Raw genomic sequence first — 13,927 nt, 5'->3', positions numbered from 1 at the left:
CACAGCTGACCCTTATGAAGGCCGCCCCATGAAAACAAGCTACAACATCGCGCTGATCGGCACCGGCTATATCGGCAAGACGCATGCCCTCGCCTATCAGGCTGTCAACTCGGTCTTCCCCGACACACCAAAACTCGTGAAGGCGTTGGTGGTCGACATCAACGAAGCGGCCGGCCGCCGGTTTGCTGATCAGTTCGGATTTCAGTCTTTCTCGACAGACTGGAAAGACGCCATCAACAATCCTCACATCGATATCGTTTCCATAGCGACACCGAACTTCCTGCATAAGGAAATGGCCATCGAAGCGCTGCGGGCTGGCAAGCACGTCTATTGCGAAAAACCGCTCGCCGTGTCGATCAGGGATGCCGAGGAAATGGCCGACGCTGCCATAACCAGCAAGGGCCTCACCTTGGTCGGCTACAACTATCTCTGCAATCCTATCCTGCAGCACGCAGCTCAGCTCATCCAGTCCGGGAAGATAGGCAAGCCGCTCTTCTTTCGCGGCGTGAATGATGAAGACTATATGGCGGATGCCAGCGTTCCCCACTCATGGCGCTGCGAACGCAAGCTCGCCGGGCCAGGCACACTCGGGGATCTCGCGACCCACCTAATCAGCCTTTCAGAATTCATGGTGGGCGAAGTCGCGTCCGTCTCGGGACATCTCTACACCGCGCACTCGATGCGTCCGGACCCGAACGACAAGTCCTCTAGCAAGCCCGTCGAAAACGATGATGTGGTGTCGATGGTTGTCGAGTACGCTAATGGCGCGCACGGCGAACTTTCGTCCAGCCGGATTGCCTGGGGACGCAAGAACCGTCTCGCCTTCGAAATCCATGGCGACAAGGGCTCCATCCTCTTCGATCAAGAGCGACTGAACGAGATCGAGCTATATTGCGCGACCGATGACGCGGCCAATCAGGGCTTTCAGAAAATCCTCGCCGGTCCGGCCCACCCGGCTTACTCGGCTTTCATCCAATCCACCGGGCATCAACTCGGTTTCAATGACCTCAAGGTCATCGAGGTGCGCAACTTGCTGGATGGAATCGCCCACGGAAAACCGCTCTATCCCTCCTTCGCCGATGCTATCCGCGTTGAGCGCGTGATTAGTAGCGTCCTGCAATCTGCAGACACCGATAAGCGCGTCGGCGTATAGCTCGCAGCCCTCGAATCAAATCGTCGGCGAAAAGGACGCTTTCCTCTTCGCCGGCGCAATTTGTTCAGCTCTCGGCCCCAAGCCTAGTCTGACGAAGGCTCTTCGTCTTCGCTGGTCCAGGGGCGCTTCTCGTCCTCGCCGCGCTTTTCACCGGGCGGATAGAGCTCCAGCTGATTCTCCACCTGCTCGACACTCGCAGTTTGCGCGTCCGCCAGCGCCTTGAGTTCGGCGACAATGTCCGGGTGATTGGCTGCGATGTCGAACTGCTCGCCCGGATCAGCTTCGATATCATAAAGCAGCGGAGTCTCGAGGTCGTGCCGGCCGCCCCCGCCAAAGGATCCGTACGTGCTGAAATGAGCCTTGTACCGCCCCTTCCGCACAGCAAACACGTCCGTGAAGCGGTAGTAATAGATCACATCGCGCGGACTATCCGCATCCGCGAATAGAGCCGAGCTGAGGTCCACGCCATCAAAAGTTCTGTCAGCGGGCATGTCCGCTCCGGAAATGGCAGAAAAGGTTGGCATGAGATCGAGCGCAGAGCCCATACCGGTTATTGTCTTCGGCTGGACTTTCCCCGGCCACCAGAAAATCGCTGGAACCCGCATGCCGCCTTCCCAAGTAGTGCCCTTTCCGTCCCGCAGTCGGCCTGCGGACCCGCTATGCGTCAGCATTGTCAGCCAGGGTCCGTTGTCGGACGTAAAGATCACAAGCGTTTTGTCGGCAATGTCCATTTCTTCGAGAGCCGACACGATCTCTCCGACACTCCAGTCGATCTCTTCAATGACATCGCCATATGCGTCTCCCGCACTGACGCCCTTGAACTCGTCAGACGTGAACAGCGGCGTGTGCGGCATGTTGTGGGCGAGATACAGAAAGAATGGATTTCCGGACTTCTGGCTGTCCTGCATGAACTCGATCGCACGTTCGGTATAGCGCTTCGTGAGTGTCGGCTGGTTGGCGGGCCGCTCGATGATTTCTTCATCATCCATCAGCGGAACGTCCCAGTTCTCGATGTTCGGTGGCTCGAAGAACAACTCTACAGTCCACGGCGTCTCATTGCCGCCCGGCATGTTCATGTCATTGCTATAGGGAATGCCGAAATAGGATTCGAAGCCCTGCGACGTCGGCAGAAACTCTGGAAGGTGTCCAAGGTGCCACTTGCCGAGCGCCGCTGAGCGATACCCCTTCCGCCCTAGCATTTCGGCAATGGTGACCTCGCTCTGAGGCAGTCCACCTGTCGAGGTTGGAAACAGGACGTGCCGCGCATGAACCAGTCCAGCCATGCCGGACCGCACCGCAAGGCGACCTGTCAGTAGGCCGGCGCGGCTCGGGGTACACACGCTCGCGGGAGCGTAAAAGCTGGTCCACTTCTGCCCCTCGAGGGCCAGTCGGTCGAGATTGGGCGTGCGAGCAACGGGACTGCCGTACGACCCAAGATCCGCATATCCCATATCGTCGACGAAAATCAGAACGATGTTTGGAGGTGTCTCTGCGGTTGTCGGCGCCGCGCTCTCGGTCGCACCGGCCGCTTCCGATGAAACTGTCTGGCACGCCGGCAGCGCAAACGCGGCTCCCATCAGTAGCGCCACGCTAGCGAGCTGCCTCGGCATTCTGTGCATCGCAATTCCTCCATTCGATCAATTATCATTGCAGCGGATCGTACGACGAACGAAATAAATAAATCAACTATTTGATTTTTGAAAAATATGTTTTACGTTGTGGACCAGGGCGCTGGAGGAAGCGCTCGCGATAAGACGTCATAAATAAAAAGCTAATCGCATGATCCTGACCGCATCTACCTTTTTGCTGTTCACAGCAATCGTCGCTCTTGTGTCCTATCTGGCCACCCGCAACCACCGGATGGATAGCTCGGACGCATATTTTCTCGGTGGGCGGTCGTTGTCAGCCTGGATGATCGCCGGCTCCTTGATGCTGACAAACCTGTCTACAGAACATCTCATTGGCCTCAATGGCGACGCCTTCAATCACACTTTCGCAGTCACAGCCTGGGAGACGACCGCCGCACTCGCAATGGTTCTCATGGCTCTCTACTTTCTCCCTCGCTACCTGAAGAGCGGATTTGCGACGATCCCGCAATTCCTGAAGGCCCGCTATGACGGGCAGACGCGGACAATCGCTACCCTCATCTTTCTCTTTTCCTATGTTGTCGCAATCCTTCCCGTCGTGCTGTTGTTCGGCGCAACCGGCATCGACAGCCTGTTCGAGATTTCTGAGAAGACGTCGCTGACGCCGACCCAGACGAAGTGGATACTGGTCTGGGGGATCGGCGCGCTCGGTTCGCTTTATGCTATCTTCGGCGGCCTGCGTGCCGTCGCGATTTCCGACACGGTAAATGGCATTGGCTTCCTTGCCGCTGGCCTCCTCATCCCTGTGCTCGCACTGGCCATGATTGGTCAGGGCAATCCGCTCAACGGTCTTGAGACCGTCTACACTGCAGAGGAAGAAAAGTTCGACATCACCGGCGACGAGCCGGGCTCCTTCTTGCCATTCGCTGTGCTTTTCACGGGCATGATCGTGAACCAGATATTCTTCTGGTGTACCAACCAGTCGATCGTCCAGCGCGCACTCGGCGCGAAGAGCCTCGCCGAAGGTCAAAAAGGCGTCCTGATCGCCGCAGGCTTCAAACTGCTCGGACCCGCCATAGTCGTCCTGCCCGGAATCATCGCATTCTACTTGTTCAAGGATCAACTCGGTCAGGACGACTACCTCCAGGCCTACCCAATGCTGGTCAAGGAAGTGCTGCCCGGCTGGCTGGTTGGCTTCTTCGCTGCCGTCATGGTCGGCGCGGTCCTATCGACCTTCAACAGTGTTCTCAACAGTTCCGCCACGCTATTTAGCGAAGGCATCTATCACGCCCTCTTCAACCGCGAGGCGACCGGCAAACAGATCGTGTTCTCAGGCCGCGTCTGCAGCATCATCCTGGCGCTCGCCGCAATGCTGGCCGCACCGCTGATCGACACGTCCGGCAGCCTCTACAACTACCTGCAGAAGATCAACGCGACCTTCTTCGGCCCCATGCTGGCGGTCATCCTGCTCGGCTTTCTGACCCGCAAGACCTCGGCCCTCGCCGCCAAGATCGTGCTGGTTGCCGGGCCGATTGCTTTCTTCCTGCTGGTCTTCGCATTCGAGGCCCCCGTTCAAGCCTTCCTCAAGACGGTCTTCAACACCCCATACGACATTCACTTCCTCCACCTTCTGGCAGCCGTGTTTGTCGCTTCTGTTGTTTCCATGTTGGCGATCAGCGCATTTTCACCCGCGAAGACAATCTACCAGCCTCAGTACACCGAGGACGTCGACATAACGCCCTGGCGCTACGCCAAGGTGACTGGCCTCATCATCGTCATCATCACAATCGGCTTTTACGTTCTGCTGGCGAAATAATTCGTCGCCCCACAGCCCGACACGGGAGATTCAATTGAAAATCTTATCGCACTATATCCACGGCGGCCTGACGGCGGCACCTTCCGACAATGCGCAGCCCATCGTGGACCCAGCGACCGGAAAGCAAACGGCCTCCGTAGCCCTTGCAACGCTGAATGACGTCGATGCGGCGGTCGCTTCCGCTAAAGCAGCCTTTCCCGGCTGGTCTGAAACAACACCCATCCGCCGCGCCCGAGTAATGTTCCGCTTCCGGGATCTGCTCGAAAAGCATCAGGAAGAGATTGCTGCGCTGATCACGTCCGAACATGGCAAGGTCCATTCGGACGCTCTCGGCGAAGTCACACGCGGACTTGAGGTGGTCGAATATGTGACGGGCATTCCAAACCTGCTGACCGGCCGCGCCTCCGAAGATGTTGGCACTGGCGTGGACAGCTACGGTCTGCGGTATCCACTCGGCGTGTGCGCCGGTATTACGCCTTTCAACTTCCCCGCCATGGTGCCGATGTGGATGTTTCCGATCGCCATCGCCTGCGGCAACACATTCATCCTGAAACCGAGCGAGAAAACCCCGTCCGCAGCCCTTTTCCTGGCCGAACTGCTGTCCGAGGCAGGCCTGCCGGAAGGCGTCTTCAATGTCGTGAACGGCAACAAGGTTGCTGTGGACGCTCTGATCGATCATTCAGACGTGAAAGCCATCAGCTTTGTCGGCTCCACCCCCGTGGCCGAGTACATCTACGCGCGTTCATCGGCCGCCGGAAAGCGGGTTCAGGCGCTAGGCGGCGCGAAGAACCATATGGTCGTCATGCCCGATGCCGATATCTACGAGGCCGCAGACGCGCTCATGGGCGCAGCCTACGGCTCAGCGGGCGAGCGCTGCATGGCGATTTCAGTCGCAGTGACCGTTGGCGACGAGGTCGCAGACAGACTGCGTGCCGCTCTGCAAAAACGCATCGCGGACCTCAAGGTCGGACCAGGGAATGTTGCGTCGTCGGATATGGGACCGCTGATTTCCGCGGCGCATCTGGAAAAAGTGTCATCCTATGTTGGAATCGGCAGCAACGAAGGCGCATCTGTCATCGTTGACGGCCGCTCCGCATTTAGCAGCGACACCTCTGGCGGCTATTTCATCGGCCCCTCGCTTCTGGACAATGTCAGCGCTCAAATGCGCGTACACAGCGAGGAGATTTTCGGTCCAGTCCTGAGCATTGTCCGGAGCGATACGCTTGAAGATGCGATCGATCTCGTCAACGCGCACGAGTTTGGCAACGGCGCCGTCATCTACACCGGAAGCGGCGAAGCGGCACGGCAGTTCACGCGCCAGATTTCCGCCGGCATGGTTGGCGTGAACGTTCCAATTCCAGTACCCGTCGCCTACCACTCATTTGGCGGCTGGAAACGCTCACTGTTCGGGGACCATCACATGCACGGGCCGGAAGGGATTCGGTTCTTTACCCGGCTGAAAACGATCTCGACACGCTGGCCGAAAAGCAAGCCGCAGAGCAACCAGTTTTCCATGCCGACGCTCGATTGACCATGAGTGCGGCATAGCCAGACAATTGACAGAGTGTTTCGGCTTCAGGAGTGTCTGAAAGCATGGGCATTTATTCCCGCATTCGCAACGGAACTTCTTGGAACTTCAGGCTTGTCGGCCACTTGCTGCCCGCCGCGCTCCTGACAGCGACGGCGCAAGCGAGCGCCGACAGTCCTGAGACCTGCGCAAAAGATCTGGCACCCGTCTGGATCGAGGGCGGGCAGTTTCTTATGGGGAGCAATCAAACATACCGTGAAGAGACTAACGCTACCGGAATGACCGTGTCCGGCTTCTGGATCGACCCCACGGAAGTGACAGTGGCGGAGTTCGAAACGTTTGTGGGCGAAACAGGCTACGTCACAGTCGCTGAACGCGGGCTCGATGACGATGAAGTCGACGAGGCCATGCTCAAAGCCCACCCGGAGTATCGCGAGCTCATGGCACCCGGTGGCGCAGTTTTTAAGCCGGATCCCGATAGCTCGCTGCGCAACGCCAACTGGTGGGCGTTCACGCCTGGGGCCAATTGGCGATACCCGCATGGTCCAGATGAGAAAGCGGCGAAACCTTCCCACCCCGTCACTCAAATTTCTTATCAGGATGCCGCCGAGTACGCCGCCTGGGCCGGCGGTAGACTGCCAAGCGAGGCTGAATGGGAATATGCAGCCCTTGGCAGCCGTTCCAATGCAGACTTCGGGGCTGCGCCGCCCTCAAATGCGAATACGTGGCAAGGTATCTTCCCGTTAGTCAACACGGCAGATGACGGCTTCACCGACGTCGCGCCCGTCGGGTGTTTTGCGCCCAACGAAAACGGGCTTTACGACATGCTCGGCAACGTGTGGGAATGGACGGCCGACCTGTACTTACCCCATCACGCCAGCGATCGGCGTAGTTCTGATGATTTGCCTGTGGACGACAGCGGCGACACAAAGACTTCCGAACCGACCTCCAGAGTCATCAAAGGGGGCAGCTTTTTGTGTGCCGCGAATTACTGTCGCCGCTACCGCCCCGCTGCAAGACAACCTCAAGAGACCGGACTCGGTACAAACCATATCGGCTTCAGAGTGGCGTATGATCACTCGCCTCGAACAGAACCCCCTTCTGGACATTGAACAGAGATATGACCTGCGGTTCGACAATCCCGTGTCGCTGCAATCGGAATAGGCTTTGCGCCATCGGTAAAAGCTGACTCGCCTTATGCCGAAATACCGGCACATCATGCTGACATTTCCGATCTTCTCGGCATGCTCTAGAATCCGAAGTTTGCGCCGGATTTCGCGTTGATCACTTGTCAATGAGACCACCTTCCTTTCCCCCATCCGGCGATTAAACAAGGTGTCTCGCTGAGTTGTACATATCTACACAGGAGGATGGAACCTCCGCAAACTCCTCCCTTGTTGCGCAACCCTTCTTTCCGGGCCCGGTACTGAAAATCGCTTGCGCGCTTTGCTTGCCCGCATGGCCACCTCGCCGGACAGGACCCGCAAGTTCCGGAGCCCGGACGCCCTCGCCATACTCATAGCGATTTTTGCTGCCGCGCGAACAAGCTGCTGCGCGCAGCCTTTGACCGCCTGGGTGAACCGAATGCGGGCACAAGCCCGCATCCCGCACTTCAGATTGCCATGCCACTCAACGGCCTCCCGTCGAGAAGATGATCTTGTCGCGGTGTACGACCGCGATTTCAGTTCCATGATCGCGCGCAGACTTTCGGAGAATGCCGAAGTAGTCCTGCACGAGTTGGCTAGCAGCCGATGGGGACTCGGTGACAAGCCGGATGCTGACGCCCTTCTGCTCTATCCGAAATTCCGAAAGGAGCATGGCCAGTCTTGGATCACTGCTGTTGATACCGAGCCGAGCCGCATTTTCACCGAACCGCCCTTTGCCGTTTCGGCCTGGAACTGGCGAACCCGGTTCGCTGACCCGACCGCTCCTTCGAGCACCAAGTCGATCAACAAGCTGAGACCATGAATGAAGTTTCTTGCCGGATTGGTGCAACTCGTCCCGCAGCTCAATAGCCCGGCTCAGAATCAGGCTCTTCAATTGTGGCCACGGTTCATCCAGTCTATCAAACAGCCATGAGGTCACCTCATACAGGCTCAACAGTTCCGGATGGGACTTCTCATCAATAACTCGGTCAAAGAGTTTCAGAAGGTCATCTTCGAGAGAGCGGACCTCGCATGTCACGGCTTTAGATTTGTTTTGATAGTTTTCTTTAAGCCCGGACATTCTGTCCACCTCTGAGGGCCGGCCATGTCCAGTGCACTGGACACCAAGTGGCAAGGTGATCGCAATCTCATATACACTTTGACTACCATCCGAGCGAACCTTTCTTCGACGACGAATGAGCTTCTTCCGCACAAGATCCTTCAAGGCCCTCTGAACAGTTTTTTGACAGTAGCCCGTTTGCTCCGCCAGAGTCTTGATCGACGGCCAGCAATAGCCACGCTGATTTCCCATGGACACCAGCTCCTTGAGCACTATGCGTTGAGCACGTGGCAAATGCGTCATTATCCTGACAAGGATCTCCCGCCAGGCACGGCCGATTTTCTTCTTCTGCTTGCTATTATGCATGATATTCACTCGTCGATGCCGAACGGTTGGCATCGATCCACGCTTCCAGTGCAGAAAGCTCGTAGCGAACCGAGCGCCCAAGCTTTATGAACGCAGGCCCGCCGCCTCGCAGCCGAAGTGTCTCCAGGGTCCGTGGAGACAATCCAGTCCTCTCCGCCGCCTCTTGCGTATTGATCAGTAAACGAATTTTCATCCTGAATCTCCTGTCTAAAAAAAGGATGAGACAAGAGTGCTTTGGAAACCAGAATTTCATAGCGGGAATAATTCCGGTTAATATAAACCTGCAATATTCACTACAGACCCAGATTGTCCTTTTCCCTCATGATCAGCTCCATGTTCCAGGAGCCGTCATCCCAATAACCAAGCTCAACGAGGTGATTCCGAATTGACTCATATTCCAGATATGGTGCGACCTTGGTATCGTGCTCCTCTTCCCACCGGCGTTGAAACTGGTCGATTGCAGAGGTAAGCGTCATGCCTGAAAGTCCTTCATCGACCATTTGCAGGAAGAACTCTCTGGTCTGCTCCAGTCTCGACTTTCTTCCTCTCTTCTTCTGTCCGGCACGATAGGGCTCGGCATAGATTGCGCCCGCCGCATCGAGATCAAATGTTGAAGGCTGGTAATTCAAGAGGTTGTGCAGGATGGCGTATTCAGCGGATACTCGATGAATGAGTTCCGGCCTTTCACGCGTCAAAGACCGGCGAAGCAGCTTTTCCGTGAGACGAGCCGGCAATTTACTTTCCGGTGCCGCAGGATGATCTTTTCGTGTCGAGCCAAGCAGGTCATGTCGATGGATTTGGAGATTGTAAAAGTTCAGGCTGCCAAATCTACCAGAGTGCCAGTCATCATCTATCAGGAAGCCTTGATGCTCCAGCAACGCCATCGGAATGACAACCCGGCAATCCAGTAGATCTGAGTGGCCCGAGATTTCCCAACTTCTCAGATAGACCTTGTGAAGGAGCAAAATCTTGAGTTCGTGCCGGATGCGCCTCAGCCGAGAGCGCCATTTGCGACCGTACTTCTGTGGAGCTACGTCAGGTACATACCCACTTTCCAGCAATTCTTGTGCAAGACGAACTGCCTCGAAAGCTTTCTCGAAGTTCACCAATCCTGGAAATTCGATCTCTATCCAGCCTTCATCATCGCAGGGCTTCTGAACTACCTGGATTGGCGCAAAGTCTTTCCATATCCGCTTCAAGCTGGCCTTCGCTGAAGCGGATTCCGGAGTCTCGATGGTCTCGTTGCGTAGCTGCTCGAATAGATCAGTGAGGGGAATGGTCGGTACAAGCATTCCCTGTCTTGGGCGTTCCGTCACAGGGCTTCTCCGATCAGTTCAGCCATCGCATGCAACGGATCGTCCAGAAGGTGCGCGTACCGCTGGGTTGTCTGGATCGAGGCATGACCAAGATACCGGCCGATGATTTCAAGAGACGCGCCCTGTGCCACGGCGATTGATGCAAAATCGTGCCGGAGGTCGTGCATGCGGACGTCCACGAGCCCTGCCCGATCACGAATACGGCGCCACGGACCATTGAGGTCTGATCTCCGTTTCTCGGGATCCTTGCCTGGTATGACCCATCCTGCGGACGATTGCGGACAGACCTTCTTCCATTCCGACAACAAGACCACTGCCGGGCGGGACAGAGGCTTTCGGTTGACGCGTCTCTGCTTGGTATATGTCGCGGGAATTTGCCAGACCGGGATCTTCGCATCGAGATCGAATTGTTCCCAGCGCGCTTGCAATACTTCCCCCTTCCTTGCGCCGGTAAACCGGCACAGCCAGATCGCGATCGCACTCGCTTGGTCTGGTTCCTCGTGAAGCGCTCGGGTCAGCCGGTCTCGTTCTTCCGTGCTCAGGAACCGGTTGCGAGGTTCTTCATGAAACTTCTTGATGCCGCGGCAAGGATTGTCCGATCGATATTCCCACTCGATCGCAAGATTCATCATCTTCGAAAGCAGGCACAAAATGTGGTTTGCGCAAGCGGGCTGATGCCGTTTTGAATCGTGCAATCTGGAAATGTCGTTTCGATTGATGGCATTGACCTTCAGGTATCCGAGTGCGGGTCCAATATAGAGACGCCAGAGCCCCCGATCCTCCCTGATGGAGCTTGGTGCCTTGCGCGGCAGCGCGTGGCGTTCGAGATACTCTTCCCAGAGCTGGGCCAGTGTCGGGTCCCTGAAAGCGGCCTTGCGAATCGCTGATGGATCATCACCTTCTGAAATCGTCGCAAGAAGACGGAAGGCTTCCATCCTCGCCTGGTCAGGCGTGATCACTCCGTGTCGTCCGATGGTGACGTTTCGCTGGCGTCCTGCCACCCGATACTTCAATGCGTAACTCTTTGTTCCACTCGGCTTAACTCTCACATGAAAGCCGGGGAGCTGGCTGTCGAAGATCTTCTTGTCGGCGCCGCTAGGCCGAATACTATCTACTACTCGCTTGGTCAGTTTCTGCATCTGTTACTCCGGCCGATTCGGGGAACCATGGGGGAACCATTTGAACTCGAAACAGGGCGTATTTCAACGTGCTCCCCACGGATCAAGTTTCACAAATTCACAGAAAAAATAAGGTGTTACGTAGTTCAGAGTAGTCCAGCGCAGAGCGCTGGGAACCATTCCTAATCTGTAGGTCGCGCGTTCGAATCGCGCCGGGATCGCCAGTATTTGTAAGGGTTAGCAAGTCAATTTAACTATATTTGAACATCACTCATGTAAGTTTCCATTCGATTGGCAGTAACCGATGGGGACGGTTCCAGAAAATGAGCGATAGTAAAACGCCTGTATTTCAATGCCCGGAACATCAGCAGGCATTTGCGAAGTCATATGCTCATGCAAATTCGGCCTGCGAGCTGATAACTGAATATGGCACACCGCCCCTGCCGAATACTTTTGCCCTGATGTACGCCTATGCTGCGCAATCTGACGAAAGCGTCGTCATCGCTGTCAATGAAATGCTGGAACGCGGTTCCTTCAGCCAGTACGAAATCGACCAAGTTTATAATATGCACCTCGGTGGCAGCGATGATGCCGAAAAACGCGAAGGCATCGGCCGTGAAGTCGAACAGCAATTATCCAGCGTCCTGGACCTGGTTGGGACCGGCGTAGAAAATAGCGACCAATTTGAACTCGCCCTGAAACAAATCCAGCAAGCGGTTTCGAACTCGGACTCTACTGCGCCTGTGTCCGCCGCTATCACGCGTCTGCTGTCCGAGAACCAGCGCATGAGTGAACAGAGCCATCATCTTATTGAAGGGTTGCAGGAATCAAAACGACAGATCGAACGTCTTCAGAAAGAACTGGAAACCGTTCGGAATGAGAGCCTGCGCGACCCTCTGACAAAGATCTACAATCGCCGCGCCTTTGACATGCGCCTGTCCGCAGAGATCGACTCCGCGTCAAAACAACAATCCGAACTGTGCCTCGCGATTGCAGACCTCGATCACTTCAAACGTGTAAACGACACATTTGGCCATCGGGTCGGAGATGAGATCCTGAAGATCTTTGCCTCTGTCATCACGAGCAATATCAAAGGGCAGGATCTGGTGGCCCGCTATGGCGGTGAAGAGTTCGCCATTATCCTGCCGGCGACGAACCTTACGGCGGCGACACAGCTGATTGATCGAATCCGGGTTCAGATGAGCGAACGCCGATTGGTTCTGAAAGGGACGAAGACACCAATTGGAGACATCACGGCCTCATTTGGCCTCGCCCGTTTCAGCCCGGGCACGTCGAGTGCGGACCTGATAGAACAGGCCGACAAGAAGCTCTACCTTGCCAAGAGCAATGGGCGGAATCGGGTGGAGTCCGGCTTGCTTGACTCGCATGCCGCGTAGAAGAGCTTTACGCTGAACGTCTCGCCACGTTTATTCGTGATAACTCGTCTTCCGACATCAAAATCTGCTTTAGCGCCTCTCTGGCGTCTTCCAGTCGGCCTTCAATGATAGCAATTTCGCCGCGCACTCGCTCCATGTCGTGAAGCATTCGTCGGATGTGACCGTTCTGGTTCGCGAGCTTCAACATTTCAAAGTCCAGCCCAATATCGTTCGCGCGGGCGAGCTCGGTTTCCAACTCCACCAGTTTCTCTCGTGATTGCCGAAGCGATGCCTGCATTAGAGCGAGGGATTGCTCCGCCTTCTGGCGTTTCAGGGCGACTATCCTGGAGAGTGTTTGATCGGCCTTCAACATCAAGACCCCCGCCCCTCTTTCCGGACCCGGTCAACAAAACTGATCGCAGCAGCCACGGCTGCAAAATGATCCGGGTGGATTTCTTCATCAATGTCCACAAGTCGATAGATTGAGCGGGTCGAAGGCGGATCCCGGTAGATTGGAACGTCATTGGCAATTGCTGTTTCACGAATCTTGGCGGCGAGGTGATCAACACCCTTGGCCACGCAGACGGGAGCGCGGTCGCCTTCCGGATCCCATTTGAGTGCGACGGCATAGTGCTCTGGGTTCACCATGACGACGGTCGCAGTCTTCACATTCTGCATCATCTGGTTACGACTCATGCTGGATGCTTTTTCACGACGCTTCTGCTTGAGCTGAGGGTCGCCTTCACTTTGCTTCTGCTCTTTCTTGATTTCTTCACGGCTCATTTTCAGCTTGTTCGCATGCAGCTGACGCTGCAGCGGAAGGTCAATCGCGGCCAAGGCGAACTGAAAGGCGCCGAAGATCAGGAACAGGGTAAGCACTTGGCTGAATGTGAAATTGAAGAACTGCCCAAGTTCTACCGCACTGCTGGCGTAGTAATGCTGAGCAAATCCATACAGGAATACCGCGGCCAAACCGCCCGCGAACAGCATCTTCGCCATGTCTTTGAGGAAATCGAGAATTCCTTTCGCACCATACTTCTTCTTCAAGTTCTCGGCGGGCGATATCTTGTTGAACTCGGGTTTGATTTTCTTGAAGGAAAAAGCGACCGCTTGCTGAATAATCAATGTCCCGAGCACGAGCGCAACGAGAATGGCAAAGATGGGCGTCAGCGAGACTAGGATCCGCACAAGCCAGCTGCGCGTAGCGCTGCCGTCTGACGTGAAGACATCCGATGCGTAACTATCGGCATGGTACATGAGAGACGAGAACTCGTTGAACATTGCACCGGCAACAATCGCGCTGAAGACGATTGCGGAAATTACGATTCCTGCAAAGAGGGCGAACGTATTCGCTTCCTTGGACTGAGGAATATTACCTTCACGGCGCGCTTCCCTGCGCCGCTGTTCAGTGGCTTCAAACTCCTTTTCTCCACCACCAGACTGATCTTCAGCCATGCCTCACC

Annotated in this window: 12 protein-coding genes and 1 pseudogene; 5 read left to right on the top strand and 8 right to left on the bottom strand. The window is 55.9% G+C overall.

Annotated elements, in window-relative coordinates:
* Positions 1 to 28 precede the first annotated feature (28 nt).
* Complete coding sequence (locus tag HF931_RS04990) at positions 29 to 1,153, top strand: Gfo/Idh/MocA family protein (protein WP_273242152.1); 1,125 nt, start codon at positions 29 to 31, stop codon at positions 1,151 to 1,153.
* 83 nt (positions 1,154 to 1,236) lie between these two features.
* On the opposite strand, the gene HF931_RS04985 is transcribed toward HF931_RS04990, so the two are convergent.
* On the bottom strand, positions 1,237 to 2,763 hold the full coding sequence (locus tag HF931_RS04985; RefSeq protein WP_273242150.1) for a sulfatase family protein: 1,527 nt from the start codon (positions 2,761 to 2,763) through the stop codon (positions 1,237 to 1,239).
* 169 nt (positions 2,764 to 2,932) lie between these two features.
* Here HF931_RS04985 and HF931_RS04980 point away from each other — a divergent pair, with 169 nt between their 5' ends.
* From HF931_RS04980 to HF931_RS04970, 3 genes are all read left to right on the top strand, one after another.
* Positions 2,933 to 4,555 carry a solute:sodium symporter family transporter gene (locus HF931_RS04980; RefSeq protein ID WP_273242148.1) on the top strand — a complete coding sequence of 541 codons (1,623 nt, stop codon included), beginning with the start codon at positions 2,933 to 2,935 and terminating at the stop codon, positions 4,553 to 4,555.
* Between the two features lie 34 nt (positions 4,556 to 4,589).
* Positions 4,590 to 6,086: a CoA-acylating methylmalonate-semialdehyde dehydrogenase gene (locus HF931_RS04975; RefSeq protein WP_273242146.1), complete on the top strand. Its 1,497-nt coding sequence runs from the start codon at positions 4,590 to 4,592 to the stop codon at positions 6,084 to 6,086.
* Between the two features lie 62 nt (positions 6,087 to 6,148).
* Positions 6,149 to 7,195: a formylglycine-generating enzyme family protein gene (locus HF931_RS04970; RefSeq protein WP_273242144.1), complete on the top strand. Its 1,047-nt coding sequence runs from the start codon at positions 6,149 to 6,151 to the stop codon at positions 7,193 to 7,195.
* 18 nt (positions 7,196 to 7,213) lie between these two features.
* On the opposite strand, the pseudogene HF931_RS04965 reads toward HF931_RS04970, so the two are convergent.
* The 5 genes and pseudogenes from HF931_RS04965 to HF931_RS04945 form a co-directional block, all read right to left on the bottom strand.
* Positions 7,214 to 7,378: pseudogene (locus HF931_RS04965) on the bottom strand (IS481 family transposase); the annotation flags it as partial.
* A gap of 334 nt (positions 7,379 to 7,712) precedes the next feature.
* Complete coding sequence (locus HF931_RS04960) at positions 7,713 to 8,654, bottom strand: helix-turn-helix domain-containing protein (RefSeq protein ID WP_273242142.1); 942 nt, start codon at positions 8,652 to 8,654, stop codon at positions 7,713 to 7,715.
* On the bottom strand, positions 8,647 to 8,847 hold the full coding sequence (locus HF931_RS04955; RefSeq protein WP_273242139.1) for a helix-turn-helix transcriptional regulator: 201 nt from the start codon (positions 8,845 to 8,847) through the stop codon (positions 8,647 to 8,649). The genes HF931_RS04960 and HF931_RS04955 overlap by 8 nt, the downstream gene beginning before the upstream one ends.
* A gap of 100 nt (positions 8,848 to 8,947) precedes the next feature.
* Positions 8,948 to 9,946, bottom strand: coding sequence for a hypothetical protein (locus tag HF931_RS04950; RefSeq protein ID WP_273242138.1), 999 nt, complete (start codon positions 9,944 to 9,946; stop codon positions 8,948 to 8,950).
* Positions 9,947 to 9,966: 20 nt separating this feature from the next.
* Entirely contained in the window at positions 9,967 to 11,109 is a 1,143-nt protein-coding gene (locus HF931_RS04945; protein WP_273242136.1) for a tyrosine-type recombinase/integrase, read from the bottom strand.
* Between the two features lie 302 nt (positions 11,110 to 11,411).
* Between HF931_RS04945 and HF931_RS04940 the strand changes: the two genes are divergently transcribed.
* A complete protein-coding gene (locus HF931_RS04940) occupies positions 11,412 to 12,485 on the top strand; it encodes a GGDEF domain-containing protein (protein ID WP_035547776.1) in 1,074 nt (357 codons plus the stop codon).
* A gap of 7 nt (positions 12,486 to 12,492) precedes the next feature.
* Here HF931_RS04940 and HF931_RS04935 read toward each other — a convergent pair whose 3' ends face one another.
* Both HF931_RS04935 and HF931_RS04930 read right to left on the bottom strand, forming a co-directional pair.
* A complete protein-coding gene (locus tag HF931_RS04935; RefSeq protein WP_035547779.1) occupies positions 12,493 to 12,837 on the bottom strand; it encodes a hypothetical protein in 345 nt (114 codons plus the stop codon).
* Positions 12,837 to 13,919, bottom strand: coding sequence for an EscU/YscU/HrcU family type III secretion system export apparatus switch protein (locus HF931_RS04930; RefSeq protein WP_035547782.1), 1,083 nt, complete (start codon positions 13,917 to 13,919; stop codon positions 12,837 to 12,839). The genes HF931_RS04935 and HF931_RS04930 overlap by 1 nt, the downstream gene beginning before the upstream one ends.
* Positions 13,920 to 13,927: the final 8 nt, after the last annotated feature.

Origin of the sequence: Hyphomonas atlantica corrig., assembly GCF_017795365.1 — a bacterium.
GTDB lineage: Bacteria > Pseudomonadota > Alphaproteobacteria > Caulobacterales > Hyphomonadaceae > Hyphomonas > Hyphomonas atlantica.
This window is presented reverse-complemented; position numbering and strand designations above follow the sequence as displayed.